The following is a 13,801-nucleotide window of genomic DNA, read 5'->3' as shown; positions in this document are numbered from 1 at the left end:
CCTACTTGAGTCCGGTGGTTTCAGACCGGTTTTACACTCTCGATTACGATGAGCCACATATCCGTGGGTCAACCACCGCCCAGGCGGGCGGGGTTGTGACTTCCGAGGTTGAGTCAGCGCCAACGCGATCAATGCCTCCGGCGCCGGGAACCCGAGACGCCACCCGAGTCAGCAATCGGACCTTCGTATTCAATGACTTGATCCGACCATTCAATACCCCGTTCCAGGTCGCAGCGAGAATCCAACCCTTGCGCCATGCCCCTCAAGTTACACGCGGGTTGGTGACCGAGCTCGGGTGCGAGTCAATAATCTCGCTGCGGCATTCGGGTCTTCTTCAGTCTTCCCACTCTGTGCAGGCCATCGTTCCGTTCAACACCGCGGTTCCCACCTTGGTCTCGTCGAATGACACGCTTTTGTCTCCATAGTCGATGCCATTCGGTCCGTTCGTCTTGTACGGCCGACCGTGCCCGGTCTTGACCATCACGAACTTCGTCTTTTCGGCTTTGACCAGTGGGAGCTCATCGTTCGTCTTGCCGATTATGTGGTCGATATTGCCCGGACTCCCGGAGCAGTACACATCTGTCGGTTCAATAGTGACTTCGTCAGAATCGGTGCTCAGCGTCAGTTTCGACTTTTTTGGATCTTTTGAGGTCTCGGAGTCCGACGATGACTCGGCCGGGCTCTCTGTCTGTTCTGTCTCCGAAGTCGCGGACTCCTCTGTCGGGACCGGACTCTGAGTCTGTGAGGCCTCGGCTTCGGAGGTGGACTGATCGGTGTCGTCGTTCGAGGAGCCGGCGCATCCGCTCAGGGCGAGGAGGCCGATGACTGCAATGGTAGACATAGATTTCAAATGCATACTTTATAGTGTCGATCTACGGTTGCAGGGCGATGACTAAATGCGGGTCCAGTCGACGTGGCGTTGAGCACACCTCACGGTCTTTTGCCACTGAGAACGGTACTTGCGCTCAACGGTCTTCGCAGATGGATTCTCGTACTGACGGCTCTGAGCGCCAATTCACCTGTATGGCACGGCTCCGACAGCGGTTTCGCAGGCTGGCGCTTGATACAGTATCGCCGATGAATTGTCTGCGGCCTTCCTCCCCACTTTCAGAACGCCGGCGATCAATTGGCATCCCGCGATACGTAGTCTGCTGAGCCCAAAGAAGTCTAGTCTTCCGCCGGAGCGTCTGTTCGTGACGGACGGTACCGAGGCCTGTAATAGGAGCTTCCGGTGCAAGTAGTCTGGCCCCTACCTCGAGGTCGCTGATGGCTACAGCTGGGCTCTCGTCTGGGGAGCACCATTCTTCGTCTTCCACCGCCCGTGTCGTTTTTCGAACTTAAATTTCTCGGCTCGTCTATGCCGGATCACCCGAACCACCTCGGGAGCATAAGTGTAGGTGGCATCCGTATTGGCCAGCCCTTCGAGAACTGTCTCGAAACGATCAGGGGCTAAGTCGATCCGTGCACAGAGATCGTCTCGTTGGCGCGAACTTGGCGACATCTTGTCCAGGTCGAGAATCATTCGATCATGGAGCGACAGAACGTGCATGCTTCCTGGGATCATCAATCTTCCTCGTGCGCGTAGTCTTAGCCTCAGCAACGACTCGGCGAGGTGGTCGCACGGTACGAGACCGTGCGACCACCTCGCCGAAAAAGTGTGACAGGTTTGGCTCAGAGTTCCGTGGTCGCCGTACCTCCTGGGCTGCGATCACCGCTGACTTTGGCCTTGACGATTCTCACTAGGCCGGAGAGTTTGCCACCGGGCAGGCCCCAGTGCTGAGCAGACTCGGTAGTGACCTTGACGAGGCCGAGGTTCGGGTCATTGCTGTCTGCAAACCAGGCCGAGGCAGATTTGGACCAGAGTTCTTTGATTTTAGTGCGGTCGTCGACGAAGTCGATGTGACCGGCTACGGAAAGCCAGTTGCCCGCCTCGGCGATGCTGATATTGACTGCAGGGTTGGTTTTCAGTGCATCTGTCTGAGCGCCGCCGAGATCGAGGAAGAACCATACGTCGGCGTCATCCGTGATCTCCTGGGGTGCCATCGGATGGGTGAGGATCGTGCCGTCACTGAGCGCTGTCGCGAGCATCACGGAATCCGCGCCGCGCAGGATTTTGACGACATCGGCCTGCCTGAGGTCGTCGGTCGCGGACTCAGCCTCCGGCTTCGTCTCATCGAACTTTCCGCTGTCGGGATTGCCGGCCGCAGCGGCTCCATCCAAATGATGCCGTGCTTTGCCTGATTGCGATTGGGACTCATCGACCGCTGTATGCGATCCGTCGGGATTGCGATGCAGACTCACTCCCTGTTCTGTTGCGGTGTCTTGAGCGCGGCTCTCGACGTCTTCCTCGGTGTACCCGACCTTCGCACGCGACTCCACTTGTGAGGTGCCGCCCAGGGGCTCGGTCGCCTCATCCAACTTCTGTGCAATATCGCGCGCTTTCGACTCGGTGGTCGACTCGTCGTTCGTGTTTCTGTTCATGAACATTCCCTTCCAGACGATGCATGGCCGCTGTTCGATCATTCTCACATGGGATAGCGCTGAGCAACAGGCCCCAAAGGCGCGCGTAAAGAGCCTGCGACGGCCCCACATCTCATGGTGTTGTACCCAGGGTGGACTCTCAACGAGCGTGGGACGAATAGTTGATTGCGAATCGCATCGAAAACACTAGGGATACGCTTAGGGGGAAAGGAATGCCGCGCCTTATCGTGTCCGTGCCTTGATCCCAAGCCACGGGGGGTCTAGCGTCGAGAACACGAATCGTGATGCCCATTCGGCGGGCACCCGTCCAATCATCGAGTGGCTTGATTGCGTTGAACTCAGATAGGAGCAGAAGCCCATGAGCGACGAGAAGAAGAACCTGCCAGACGGTGCAGCAGGACAGGAACACGGCGCTGAGCAGGACATTGAGGCTGCTGGCGTCGGAGTGAGCGCCGAGACGGAAGCAGAGGGAACTTCGCAGAGTCCCGAGGAGAAACTCGAGCGTATTGCCGCAGAGCATGACGTTCCTATAGAGAAGGACCCGAAAGAAGCACAGGCCGAAGCCGAAGCCGCCTCCTCCGACAAAGCGCGTGACCTTCGCGGTGGAGACACCAAGGAGGAAGAGGAAACTTCTGCAGAGCCACCAGACTGAGGTGGCTCTGTGAGGGCGTCTCAGACCAGGATGGGCAATGGCAGGACACAACCAGTTGGAAGAAGGATCAACGATGATCGGCACATTGAACACAACGGCCTTGGACTGTCCGGCTCCTCTGGAGAACGCCAAGTTCTATCAGACGCTTCTGGGCGGTTATATCTCCCCGACGGAAGACACCGATTGGGTGAACCTGTTCGAACCGTCAGGGAGACAGGTTCTATCGTTCCAGCGAGCAGACAACTATGTCGCTTCGACCTGGCCGGACAACACCGTTCCTTTGCAGGTGCACATCGACATCCGGGTGGAATCCTTTGAAGACGCCGAGCCCACTGTCCTCCTCGCAGGCGGTAAGTTGATTGATGATTCCGACGAGCACCCTGATTTCCGCGTCTATTCCGACCCGATCGGACGCCCGTTCTGCCTCGTTCTGCACTGATCTTCTCCGACATAAGAGGTGGACAGGCGCTGAAGGAAACGTACGAATAGGCGAATAGAGTTCGATGGGCTCTGACCGCCTATGCTCTGCGCGGCAATTTTGCGTTTCTCAGTGTGGGCCGCTTCGGGGATTTCGGACAGCGGATTGATAGTTTTCTCTACGCTGCCAAGGCTGGCTGCTGGTAACTATCGTGGACGTCGTTGGGGCGCTGGTAATCGAGGCCCGAGTGCCAGCGGCGGCTGTTGTAGAACCCCTCAATGTAGGCGATGACGTCACGTCGTGCCTGCTTCTTGGCAGCGTAAGCAGTGCGGTAGGCGCGTTCGTTCTTCAACGCTGAGAAGAACGATTCAGCCATCGCACTGTCCCAGCACACGCCGGTCCTGCCCATCGAGGAACGTATATCTAGGCGAGCAGTCGATGACAGTGGCGAGATAGACGAAGCCCTGCCAGGTGTGAATGTAGGTTATATGTCCGCGGCAGCCTCCGCGCCGACACCATGGGTCTCTGCGACGCTCTTAATCGGCTTCGAGGTCGAGATCACCTCCTGACACAACTCGTCCTTGAACTCTTGACTGAACCGTCGTCGTGCTGCGGTCACATTCCCGGATCTCTCTTTGAGAAATGCCCTTAGTTCAAGAGGGCCCACTGTCCGAAATCCCTAGGTCGACCAAGCCTCGAAGTTCGATCTCTATCTTCCGGGAAAACTTGTGGCATCGCTGCACTATACGATCGACGAGAAGGAGGTCATGTTCATCTATTGCGAAGCTATAGGGATCCTTGACGCAGCACATCACTGCAAGGAACTCATGACCAGATCGCTGAAGGATGTGCGCAATCGCCATATGAAGGTGACTGTCACATGCCCTATTGCGCTGAAATTCCTCGATGATCCCGCTATGAATCTGCCGTCGGGCAGTCGGACCACCGTGTCAGAGGAGACTTCGACCTAAGACTGCAGGGTGGTGCGTATTCGTTCGATCAGACTGTCAAGACCATCGTCGAATTCGCGTTGAGGGTGGTCTTCGGCAAGTTCACTCCGCAGCCTTTGGAGGGTTGGATACTTATCGAGCGAGGTCTCCTCGACCATCGGTGCGTCCTCAGGGCTGATGGCCGCTCCTAAGGCAGCGACTCGAAGCAGAAGTGCGCCGAGGAGGAAGCTCGTGAATGCCTTGTGCACATCGACGGCAGCTGAATCCGAGAAACCGCAGTCCTGGAGGGAAGCAAGGAAATGATCGACCCATCTCAGGCTGCGCAGCGGGGGACGTAGCCAAGGTGCTTCCGGCGTATGCTGATCGCTTCCCTTGTTCTTATTCGACAATAACGCAGAAGGCAGGTTCCCATAAGAGGGGGCGGCCGCCACGAGGGTGTTTACAAGCACTGGGATAGGTGTAAGTCTGGGTTGATCGCACGAATACGTGGCACCCGACGGCGAATGGAGCTGATTGAGTCACCGTGAGTCGGCTGGGGTGACCGTCGAGTATTCTCGCCGAGCGCCCGGTCGTCTTTGAACTTCCCACGAGCACTTCCCGCGATCGTCGGCAGACGTCGACGAGAACAGATGAGGAGCTGATGATGAACCTCGAAAATCTACGCACCGTATATGACAATCAGGGTCCCTTTGCCACCGTGTATCTGGAAGGACGTTCTCCGGCTGCCGATGCTGAGAAGCAGGTGCGGCTGAGGTGGGACGAACTCCGTGAGAACCTCGCGAACGCCGGCGCGGCAGATGAGATCCTCAGACACCTCGATGGCACATTGATCGTCGAAGACATCACTGAAGTTCAGACCGATGGACGAACCGTCGTTGCGAATGCAGCCGGAGTCGTCCTCGACGAACACTGGGATGCTGCGGTCGGCACCGGTGACGCTGCACATTACGGGGAGGTTCCCGAGCTGGGTGCCTATGTCCGTGAAGGATGCCGCCTGGTCGACATGGTCCTCGTCATCGCCTCTCAGGAAGGTGCGACCATCCGTGAGCTGCGAGCATCCCCTCAGCATGAGGCGCAGCAGCAGGATGAGTCACTCATCAGCGGCGACAACGATGAGGACATTCACGCACCACGTCAGGGCGCGCTGTCGCACAACCAGATTCGACGGCGGGCCGATGAAATCGTCAAAGACAACGCTCGCGCAGTCGCTGACCACGTCGATGAGATTGTTCGCGCCCGTGAACCGGACCTTGTGGTCGTGGCCGGTGAAGTCCAGGGCCGCACCGCAGTGAAGGCCGAGCTGTCGACTCGAGTCACCGAACTCCTCGAGGAAACCGATCAGGGAGGCACGGATGATGACGCTGCTGAAGAAGCGCTCTACGACGCCCTGAAATCGCTGGCCTCTGACAGGGTCCAGGCGAAACAGACCGAGCACACAGAGAACTTCTCCTACAGCAAGGCGCACGACCTTGCGGTGGAAGGAGCGGACAAGGTCTCTCAGGCCGCCCAGCGCGGGGCCGTGGCGACCGTGCTCCTCAACTACGATGTCGGTGCTGACGGTGAGGGAGCGATTCTGGCTGACGCTGTTCTCTCCTCAGCAGACGTCGGCCTCATCGACGGAGACGTTGCAGACGGAATAGCGGCGATCCTGCGCTATGATGCTGCCACTGCGCTAGCCGACTGACTCTGTCAGCATTCCTCTGCTACGTAGACGCGTGAGCGCAGGCGCTGAGCATGGGTCATGTTCTTCACGTCGACATCACTGTCGAAGGTCGATCCGAGCGCGCCGGCGACGACACCCATCGCGGCACTGAGCCAGGCGATGTCCAGATAGTTGGTGAACTTCGCCTCCGGGCGATCGATGATCTGGGCCATGAAGTCGGGGTCGATGACGATGAGACTGCCCACCAGAATGCCCGCAACCAGCAGAACGTAGAGCGCACCCACACAGATGATCAGGGTCAGGACGGTGGACAGGTTGTAGTAGAAGACGACCTGAGCTCGACGACCCCTGACCGGTCTGTCCCAGAGGCCGTTGACGGTCAGCAGCCAGCCGACCATCACAGCGATCGCGATGAGGCCGATGGAAATCAGCCGGAGGGTCGACAGGTGATGCGACATCTGCCAGATCGAACTGTAGAAGATGCCGAAGGCACCGGTCGCCGAGGCTGCAGCCAGGGCGCGGGAGAGTTTGCGCGCCATGCGCAGGGGTTCGTTGGTCATCGTCATGCCGAGGACGAGCCGGGGGCCGCCGGTGAAGGTGTGAGCATGCAGGGTGCGGCGACCGGAATCGGTTCGACTCGACCATTGCCCCCACCTCGGCAGGCTGTGCCTCGGAGCTGTATGGCCGTCGGGCAGCAGCTGATTGACGCAGCTCATGAAGATCTTGAGCAGGCGGCGTTTGGACGTCACTGCGCCAAGGGTCGGGCACGAGACCACAGCGACCTTTCTGTCCGGCAGAACCTCGGCGATGAGCGGCTTGTCCTGGGTGTGCCGAGGAATGTCTGTGAGCATGATGACTAAGTCAGCACTGGGATACTCGCTCACGACCGAGTCGATGGTCGACATCTCCAACTGATGGTCTGCCTGCACCTTGATGAACTGCGGACACGTGTCGACGTGGACGTCTGCGTCGAAGTTCTGCGCCAGCAGCTCTTCGAGCTCGTCCTTGATCGCCGCGACCCGACGGCTCGGCAGGCCGGGGTCAGAGATGAGGAGAAGGTGCATCGCAACAGGTGCTTTCGTCCATGGTGTCCTCCACGGGTCAGGGGGCGGGTGGATCGCCGACATTCTCACTCTCGCAGTGATGGTGGTTTTTGAACAGAGGGTTGGGGCCCGCCTGTCCTGACTTCGGGGCAAGTCCACACTGGTCACTCAGTGCGGTTTGATGTCTGCCGAAACCTTGCCGGTCACGTATTCTGAGGTGGCCAAACCATGCGTGGGCCAACCATGCTGAAGTGGATACGACGCAGCGCATCGATCGCTGTCAGAGAGCTAGTGAAAGAGAGACCGGCAGATGAGTGTTCTGGTAACCGGAGGGGCAGGATATATCGGCTCCCACGTAGTGCGGCTGCTGTCCGAGCGCGGCGATGACGTCCTCGTCGTCGACGACCTCTCCACCGGGATTGAAAGCCGAGTCACCGGCCTGCCGATCGTCAGCCTCGACCTGGCCGCCGCCGATGCCGAGGACCGGCTCGTCGCCGCAATCGAAGAGCACTCGGTGGATTCGATCATCCACTTCGCCGCGAAGAAGCAGGTAGGGGAGTCGGTTGAAGAACCCATTATGTACTACCGCCAGAACATCGGCGGACTGACCAATGTCCTCGCCGCTGCAGGTCGCACCGGCATCGATTCCCTTGTCTTCTCCTCCTCGGCCGCCACCTATGGAATGCCCGATGTCGAGATGGTCGGTGAGGACCTCGACTGCAGACCGATCAACCCGTATGGCCAGACGAAGCTCATCGGCGAATGGATGATCGACAATGCGATCACCTCGGCGAACATGCAGGGTAAGAAGTTCAACGCTGTGAAGCTGCGCTACTTCAACGTCGCCGGAGCCGGCTGGCCCGAGCTCGCTGACACCGCCGTCATGAACCTCATCCCGATCGTGCTCGGGCGCATCGCCGCCGGCAAGGCCCCCATCATCTTCGGCGATGACTACGACACCGCCGACGGCACATGCATCCGCGACTACGTCCACGTCAAGGACCTCGCCGAGGCGCATATTGCCGCGCTGGACTACATGAAGTCCGGTGCCACCTCGGAGACGGTGTTCAATGTGGGCACCGGAACCGGAGCCTCGGTGAAGGAAGTCATCGACGCCATCGCCGAGGCGACCGGACGTGAGATCGTGCCCGAAATGGGCGAGCGTCGCGCCGGTGACCCGCCCGCACTCGTCGCCGACGTCTCCCGCATAGGTGCACTGCTGAGCTGGAAGGCCGAATTCGATCTCGATGAGATCGTGCGCAGTGCGGTTGAGGCCGCGGGGATGCTGCCGGAGGGCAAGTAGCGGGGCGCGGGATTACCGCGATTTGACCAGTTGAAACCTCGCGAAATGAACAATTGGCTATTGGTCTGAAGGTACATTCAAACTATGTCCTCTCTCTGAACAGGACGTCGCAGCGGGAATCGGTTATGGCAGATCATGACCGTGTCACGGAAGTCCCAGAGCCAGTGCTCATCGATGAATGGCAACTGGTCCCCGAAGCCTGGGAACGTGTCCGAACAGCAGTCGACAATGACCCGCATGGAGGGAGATTCCTCCTCGCTGGTTCTGCAGAGGTGGCTCCCGGACTGCGGATGCACTCTGGTGCGGGCCGGATCGTCAGTATGACTATGCGACCGTTGTCGTTCTATGAGCGAGAAATTTGTGCACCCACGGTCTCATTGGCGAAGCTGCTGCGTGGGAAAGAACCAGACAACAAGGGGGAATCATCCGTCAGATTAGTGCAATATACCGACGAAATTCTCAAGTCTGGGTTTCCAGGAATTCGGGCGTTGCCTGAGCGGGAGCGACGAATTCAGCTTGATAGCTATGTATCGAGAATCGTTGAGGAAGAACTTCCGGAGAACGGGATGCAGGTCAGACGCCCAGAAACTCTACGCGTCTGGATGGCAGCATACGGGGCGGCCACGTCGAGCGACGCCAATTACACAGAAATATTGAATGCGGCCACTGCCGGAGAACCGGATAAGCCTTCGCGAACTACGGTCAACTCATATCGAGATCATCTGCAGAGGCTATTCGTTCTTGACCCGCTGCCTGCCTGGATCCCGACATTCAATCCATTGAAACGATTGACTAAGACTCCCAAGCACCATCTCGTCGATCCCGCGATTGCGGCTCGACTTGTTGGGGTCGGCAACGACGGACTCCTTAACGGAGAAGGTCAAATGGTATCTGCGTCGACAGGTACGTGGCTCGGTTCACTCTTCGAATCACTGGTTACACAGAGTGTGAGAGTTTATGCGAGCGCTGCTGACGCTTAAGTTGGGCATCTGCGCACACGCGATACACAGCGCGAGATCGACCTCATCGTCGAAGGCGAGGACCGGCAAGTTGTCGCGATTGAAGTGAAATTTGCTGCAACCGTCGGCGACAAAGATGTGCGCCACCTCAATTGGCTCAAGGGCCAGCTCGGCGAGCGTCTGGCCGGGAGAGTTGTGATCACGACTGGCGAAGAAGCCTACCTGCGACGCGACGGTGTGGCAGTCATCCCTTTTTCGCTGTTAGGCCCTTAGCCAAAGCTGAATCAAACGACCCTATGTCAGAAACGTGGTTCACGTTGAGCTGCCCCGGTAGATGAATGCGTTACATTTCGCGAAAACAGTTTGTTGCAGTGAGCGGAACTGGGTGCACCTCGTGCGAATTCATTCTCGTTGAGGTGGTCACAAACCAGCGCAGAAGCGGCATGATGGCACTATGACCATAGATCTCGATATTGCGCTCAACGCCGAGCTCGATCCCATCGTCGATGTCGCCGCTGGACTGGGCCTGGCTCAAGAGGAAATCATCCCCCACGGATGGACCACAGCCAAGGTCCCCATCGACGTTCTCAACCGGGCCGCCGAATCCAACACCGACGGCAAGCTCATCCTCGTCACGGCCATGAGCCCGACCCCAGCGGGCGAAGGTAAGACCACTACGAGCATCGGTCTGGCCGACGGGCTCAATGAGCTGGCACGCTCGAAGCCGGAAGTCGGCAAAGCCATCCTGGCCCTGCGCGAGCCCAGCATGGGTCCGGTCTTCGGGATGAAGGGCGGCGCTGCCGGCGGCGGATACGCCCAGGTCGTGCCGATGGAGGACATCAACCTCCATTTCACCGGTGACTTCGCGGCCATTGCTGCGGCGAACAACCTCGCCGTGACCATGCTGGATAACCACATCCATCACGGCAACGAACTCGATGTCGACGTCAGGCGGGTCCACATTCGCCGCGTCGTCGACCTCAACGACCGGGAGCTGCGCGGCGTCGTCGTGGGACTCGGCGGCATCAACGGGGGAGTGCCCCGCGAGGATGCCTTCGACATCGTCGTCGCCAGTGAGGTCATGGCGGTCTTCTGCCTGTCCACCTCGTTGACCGACCTCAAGGAGCGACTGGGACGCATCGTCCTCGCCCACAGCCGATCACGGACACCGATCACGGTCGCCGACATCGGTGGCGCAGGCGCGATGACGGCGCTGCTGCGCAATGCGCTCGCGCCCAACCTTGTGCAGTCCCTCGAACATTCGCCGGCGTTCATCCACGGCGGACCCTTCGCCAACATCGCCCACGGCTGCAACAGCCTGCTCGCGACGAAGGCCGCAATGACCTTGGGTGATTGGACGGTGACCGAGGCCGGATTCGGTGCCGACCTGGGGGCCGAGAAGTTCCTCGACATCAAGTGCCGCGCTGCCGGCATCTGGCCCTCTGCCGTGGTTGTTGTGGCGACCCTGCGGGCGCTGAAGTATCACGGCGGCGTCGAGGTCAAAGACGTGCAGACGCCGAACATCGACGCTGTGATCGGTGGAATGAACAATCTCGAACACCACTGCGGCAATCTTCTCAACATCTACGGGATCACCCCGGTCGTGTGCTTCAACCGGTTCCCCACCGACACCGACGAGGAGATGGCAGCCGCGATCCAGCACCTGCGGTCTCGGGGAATCGCTGCCGTCGAGTCGACCCACTGGGCCGATGGTGGCAAGGGTGCGCTGGCGCTCGCCGAGGCGGTCGTTGAGGCTGCCGGTGGAGCCGGGAATGCCGGTGCTGCCGTTGCTGACGGGTCGGTGTTCGTTGGCGGTGTTGCCGCCGGAGACGCTGAAATCAGTGACACTGGGTCTCAGGGCTCCGAGTCTCAGAACTCCGAGTCTCAGGGCGGCGAGGAAGAGTCGCGGACGATCCGTGCTGATTCTCAAGGGAAAAGTCAGCACAGATCGTCCGCAACTCGTTCAGACCGAGGGGCGGCTCAGTATTCATACGAGCTCGACCGTCCGCTGGAAGAGAAGATCCGCACGATCGCCCAGCGGATCTATGGTGCCGCCGACGTGGATCTGCCGACGAAGGTCACGCGCAAGCTCAAACAGTTCACGGACGAAGGCTACGGCGATGCCCCCATCTGCATCGCCAAGACCCAGTACTCACTGAGCACGGATGCCACTCTGCGCGGGGCGCCGAAGGATCACATCATCGAGGTCAAGGATGTGCGGCTCTCTGCAGGTGCCGGCTTCGTCGTCGTCATCGCCGGTGACATCATGACGATGCCGGGGCTGCCCAAGGAACCGTCAGCCCTGACCATCGACGTCAACGAGGACGGGAACATCATCGGTCTGTTCTGACCGCGCGGTATGTTCTGGCCTAGCGGCGAGGTTTTTGCAGCCAGGGTCGTAGCAGACGGGTGCTCACCGGCAGGAATACGTATGTCATCAACGGCGTGAGAATGCAGATGTTGAGTAAGACGGCGAGGGCCGTCGGCCAGCTCTCGAGGTGAGGCATGAGGAGTAACGTCGAGAGTAGGCTCAGCGGGAAGAACGGGAGGAAGATGCCCACCGCCTGTTTCCATCGAGGGGGAACGACTGTCTCAGGGATCGTCAGAGTCTCCTCTCCATGAGATTCGAACCACCCCTCGATTCCGGTCCGATGCTCAACCCGGGTGGTCTCGACGAGTTCGGCCGCACTGTCGATCCACCAGCGACGGTCTTCGGAGACATCCCAGGCCCGCAGCGACTTCTCATCAGCGAACCGGTAGAGCACATGCCACTCGTCCGAATCCGGTGCTGTCCTCACCCACCCGGACCCCAGATACCCGGGTCTTTCGCGTGCCAGTTCCTGCCCCGCCTGCACCCAGGCGTTGAACCGCCGATGGTGCTCGGGCAGGACGGTGCGCGTGATCGACACAGTGATCGGAGAGTGGTGGGACATAGGGGAGATTTTAGCCAATTCTGCCGTGGCAGGCTTCTGGTCAGTCGCTTCCGCTTACACGTGCGAAGATCCGATCAAGTGATCGGGCGAGTGCGGCGTGGTTGTTCGCGTCCATCCACTCCCGGCGGAGCATCTCGTTGAGGCCGCCAAGGGTTTCATGGCCCTTGACCAGATCAGAGAAGGGGGTGTCGGTAGTCGCGAGGGTATTGCCCAAACCGGCGAATTGGCCGCGAACGATGCGTTCGGCAGCGGCCCTCTCCCATCCTTGTTCGACGAGCCAGTCGGCAATGCCCTGAAGAAAGGAATAGTAGGACGACATCGTGGCTGTTGTGGCCGACAAGGTGCTGAAAAGTTCTTCGGTTGTTGCCACAACGGTGCCGCCGAGAGTATCGAAGAACCTCTCGACTTCCGAGTGGCCAGGGTAGACCGGGGTGACACCGCGGCGTTCGCGCACGGGCGGCAGCGGGATGACGCGCACGATGCTCGGACTCTTCGGGAGAAGCGAGGCGAGGGTATCGGTTGAGATCCCGGCGATTGCGCTCACGATGGTGCGGTCGGCCGGAATGCTGAGCTCGGAGAGTACCGCCTCAGTCTGCTCAGGCAGCACGGCCAGGATGATGTGTTCGCTGCGATCGACGACGTCCTGATTGCTCGTGCAGACCTCGACCCGGTCGAAGTCGCGGGCAAGTTGTGCCGAACGTTGGACATTTCGAGGGGAGAGGAAGAAATCCGGGTGGTCATCGCTTGAGCACGCACCTTGCACTATCGCCGAGGAGATCTCGCCGACTCCGATGATCCCGATGCCTGTGCCCATGAACTGCCCCCTGGAAACGCCGTTGAGAAGATCGGTGTGAAGATCTCGCCTCGTCCATTCAATAGTATTCTTGTCCGGCTGCGTCCAGAACCGATGAAGCTCTAGCGGGCTTCGATGACCTGCTTGATTGCTTTGAGAGTCTCAGAGATGCCCGTCCGCGCAGCCGCGGTTCGTTCGGCGATCTGCTCGGCGGCTTGGTCCTGGTACTTCTCGCTGAAGAAGGCTTGGCCCTCCGGTAGGAACTCCCACGATTCGGTGAGCAGTGTGCCGCCTTCTGCTTCCTGCATACTGTATGTCCAGTGAACCCGGCCCGGTCCCACGCTCCACCCGAACGCACGTCCCTCATCGGCGACGATGACCTGGCTGCGGGTCTGCCACTCGCGGTCCGTGGTGACGTTGCGTCCGGTGAACCAGGCTCCGATCCGGGGACCGTCGCCCTCGTCCCACCAGCACTCCCTGCATATCGGTGACCATTCGCCGGTTCGAGTCACGTCTGAAACGGTTGCGTAGACGGTTGCCGGGTCGGCCGCAATGAGGATGGAATCGGAGAATGTGAGAGATTCGGTCATGCCGGCAACTCTACCG

The 13,801-nt window shown here is 59.6% G+C and carries 15 protein-coding genes and 2 pseudogenes; 7 read left to right on the top strand and 10 right to left on the bottom strand.

Annotated elements, in window-relative coordinates; genetic code table 11:
• Positions 1 to 68: 68 nt before the first annotated feature.
• Both INT29_RS20310 and INT29_RS19085 read right to left on the bottom strand, forming a co-directional pair.
• A pseudogene (locus INT29_RS20310) lies at positions 69 to 250 on the bottom strand (ISL3 family transposase); the annotation flags it as partial.
• Between the two features lie 84 nt (positions 251 to 334).
• The gene (locus tag INT29_RS19085; RefSeq protein ID WP_193073063.1) at positions 335 to 841 is read right to left on the bottom strand and encodes a hypothetical protein; all 507 of its coding nucleotides are present in this window, start codon (positions 839 to 841) and stop codon (positions 335 to 337) included.
• 72 nt (positions 842 to 913) lie between these two features.
• Here INT29_RS19085 and INT29_RS19080 point away from each other — a divergent pair, with 72 nt between their 5' ends.
• Positions 914 to 1,081: a glutamate-cysteine ligase family protein gene (locus tag INT29_RS19080; protein ID WP_193073061.1), complete on the top strand. Its 168-nt coding sequence runs from the start codon at positions 914 to 916 to the stop codon at positions 1,079 to 1,081.
• A 590-nt stretch (positions 1,082 to 1,671) separates the two neighbouring features.
• Here the strand turns inward: INT29_RS19080 and INT29_RS20495 are convergent.
• The gene (locus INT29_RS20495) at positions 1,672 to 2,481 is read right to left on the bottom strand and encodes a pyridoxamine 5'-phosphate oxidase family protein (RefSeq protein WP_193073060.1); all 810 of its coding nucleotides are present in this window, start codon (positions 2,479 to 2,481) and stop codon (positions 1,672 to 1,674) included.
• Positions 2,482 to 2,839: 358 nt separating this feature from the next.
• Here INT29_RS20495 and INT29_RS19070 point away from each other — a divergent pair, with 358 nt between their 5' ends.
• Both INT29_RS19070 and INT29_RS19065 read left to right on the top strand, forming a co-directional pair.
• Positions 2,840 to 3,133, top strand: coding sequence for a hypothetical protein (locus tag INT29_RS19070; RefSeq protein WP_101574917.1), 294 nt, complete (start codon positions 2,840 to 2,842; stop codon positions 3,131 to 3,133).
• Positions 3,134 to 3,170: 37 nt separating this feature from the next.
• Positions 3,171 to 3,572, top strand: coding sequence for a VOC family protein (locus tag INT29_RS19065; protein WP_226842248.1), 402 nt, complete (start codon positions 3,171 to 3,173; stop codon positions 3,570 to 3,572).
• A 157-nt stretch (positions 3,573 to 3,729) separates the two neighbouring features.
• On the opposite strand, the pseudogene INT29_RS19060 reads toward INT29_RS19065, so the two are convergent.
• The 3 genes and pseudogenes from INT29_RS19060 to INT29_RS19050 form a co-directional block, all read right to left on the bottom strand.
• Positions 3,730 to 4,081, bottom strand: a pseudogene (locus tag INT29_RS19060) (integrase core domain-containing protein); the annotation flags it as partial.
• Entirely contained in the window at positions 4,036 to 4,170 is a 135-nt protein-coding gene (locus tag INT29_RS20825) for a transposase (protein ID WP_180959108.1), read from the bottom strand. The pseudogene INT29_RS19060 and the gene INT29_RS20825, both read right to left, overlap by 46 nt.
• Positions 4,171 to 4,518: 348 nt before the next feature.
• The gene (locus tag INT29_RS19050) at positions 4,519 to 4,950 is read right to left on the bottom strand and encodes a TetR/AcrR family transcriptional regulator C-terminal domain-containing protein (RefSeq protein WP_257930291.1); all 432 of its coding nucleotides are present in this window, start codon (positions 4,948 to 4,950) and stop codon (positions 4,519 to 4,521) included.
• Positions 4,951 to 5,141: 191 nt separating this feature from the next.
• Here INT29_RS19050 and INT29_RS19045 point away from each other — a divergent pair, with 191 nt between their 5' ends.
• Complete coding sequence (locus INT29_RS19045) at positions 5,142 to 6,185, top strand: Vms1/Ankzf1 family peptidyl-tRNA hydrolase (RefSeq protein ID WP_101574921.1); 1,044 nt, start codon at positions 5,142 to 5,144, stop codon at positions 6,183 to 6,185.
• 5 nt (positions 6,186 to 6,190) lie between these two features.
• Here INT29_RS19045 and INT29_RS19040 read toward each other — a convergent pair whose 3' ends face one another.
• Positions 6,191 to 7,291, bottom strand: a complete 1,101-nt coding sequence (locus INT29_RS19040) for a hypothetical protein (protein ID WP_226842246.1) — start codon at positions 7,289 to 7,291, stop codon at positions 6,191 to 6,193.
• A gap of 226 nt (positions 7,292 to 7,517) precedes the next feature.
• On the opposite strand from INT29_RS19040, the gene galE reads away from it, so the two are divergent.
• The 3 genes from galE (at position 7,518) to INT29_RS19025 (ending at position 11,819) form a co-directional block, all read left to right on the top strand.
• Positions 7,518 to 8,510 carry a UDP-glucose 4-epimerase GalE gene (gene galE / locus INT29_RS19035; RefSeq protein WP_193073056.1) on the top strand — a complete coding sequence of 331 codons (993 nt, stop codon included), beginning with the start codon at positions 7,518 to 7,520 and terminating at the stop codon, positions 8,508 to 8,510.
• Between the two features lie 125 nt (positions 8,511 to 8,635).
• Entirely contained in the window at positions 8,636 to 9,490 is an 855-nt protein-coding gene (locus INT29_RS19030) for an ATP-binding protein (RefSeq protein ID WP_226842244.1), read from the top strand.
• Positions 9,491 to 9,923: 433 nt separating this feature from the next.
• Positions 9,924 to 11,819: a formate--tetrahydrofolate ligase gene (locus INT29_RS19025; protein WP_193073054.1), complete on the top strand. Its 1,896-nt coding sequence runs from the start codon at positions 9,924 to 9,926 to the stop codon at positions 11,817 to 11,819.
• Between the two features lie 19 nt (positions 11,820 to 11,838).
• On the opposite strand, the gene INT29_RS19020 is transcribed toward INT29_RS19025, so the two are convergent.
• The 3 genes from INT29_RS19020 to INT29_RS19010 form a co-directional block, all read right to left on the bottom strand.
• Positions 11,839 to 12,402: an antibiotic biosynthesis monooxygenase gene (locus INT29_RS19020; protein ID WP_193073052.1), complete on the bottom strand. Its 564-nt coding sequence runs from the start codon at positions 12,400 to 12,402 to the stop codon at positions 11,839 to 11,841.
• Between the two features lie 40 nt (positions 12,403 to 12,442).
• Positions 12,443 to 13,216, bottom strand: a complete 774-nt coding sequence (locus tag INT29_RS19015; RefSeq protein WP_193073050.1) for an NAD(P)-binding domain-containing protein — start codon at positions 13,214 to 13,216, stop codon at positions 12,443 to 12,445.
• A gap of 101 nt (positions 13,217 to 13,317) precedes the next feature.
• On the bottom strand, positions 13,318 to 13,785 hold the full coding sequence (locus INT29_RS19010; RefSeq protein ID WP_193073048.1) for an SRPBCC family protein: 468 nt from the start codon (positions 13,783 to 13,785) through the stop codon (positions 13,318 to 13,320).
• Between the last annotated feature and the right edge of the window lie 16 nt (positions 13,786 to 13,801).

Origin of the sequence: Brevibacterium sp. FME37, assembly GCF_014897485.1 — a bacterium.
In the GTDB taxonomy this organism is placed as follows: Bacteria; Actinomycetota; Actinomycetes; order Actinomycetales; family Brevibacteriaceae; genus Brevibacterium.
This window is presented reverse-complemented; position numbering and strand designations above follow the sequence as displayed.

Excerpts from the sequence above, each read along its gene's own strand:
- INT29_RS19085 (WP_193073063.1), bottom strand. The coding sequence starts at position 841 with ATGTCTACCATTGCAGTCATCGGCCTCCTCGCCCTGAGCGGATGCGCC.
- INT29_RS20495 (WP_193073060.1), bottom strand. The coding sequence starts at position 2,481 with ATGAACAGAAACACGAACGACGAGTCGACCACCGAGTCGAAAGCGCGC.
- INT29_RS19070 (WP_101574917.1), top strand. The coding sequence starts at position 2,840 with ATGAGCGACGAGAAGAAGAACCTGCCAGACGGTGCAGCAGGACAGGAA.
- INT29_RS19065 (WP_226842248.1), top strand. The coding sequence starts at position 3,171 with ATGGCAGGACACAACCAGTTGGAAGAAGGATCAACGATGATCGGCACA.
- INT29_RS19045 (WP_101574921.1), top strand. The coding sequence starts at position 5,142 with ATGATGAACCTCGAAAATCTACGCACCGTATATGACAATCAGGGTCCC.
- INT29_RS19040 (WP_226842246.1), bottom strand. The coding sequence starts at position 7,291 with ATGTCGGCGATCCACCCGCCCCCTGACCCGTGGAGGACACCATGGACG.
- galE (WP_193073056.1), top strand. The coding sequence starts at position 7,518 with ATGAGTGTTCTGGTAACCGGAGGGGCAGGATATATCGGCTCCCACGTA.
- INT29_RS19030 (WP_226842244.1), top strand. The coding sequence starts at position 8,636 with ATGGCAGATCATGACCGTGTCACGGAAGTCCCAGAGCCAGTGCTCATC.
- INT29_RS19025 (WP_193073054.1), top strand. The coding sequence starts at position 9,924 with ATGACCATAGATCTCGATATTGCGCTCAACGCCGAGCTCGATCCCATC.
- INT29_RS19020 (WP_193073052.1), bottom strand. The coding sequence starts at position 12,402 with ATGTCCCACCACTCTCCGATCACTGTGTCGATCACGCGCACCGTCCTG.
- INT29_RS19015 (WP_193073050.1), bottom strand. The coding sequence starts at position 13,216 with ATGGGCACAGGCATCGGGATCATCGGAGTCGGCGAGATCTCCTCGGCG.
- INT29_RS19010 (WP_193073048.1), bottom strand. The coding sequence starts at position 13,785 with ATGACCGAATCTCTCACATTCTCCGATTCCATCCTCATTGCGGCCGAC.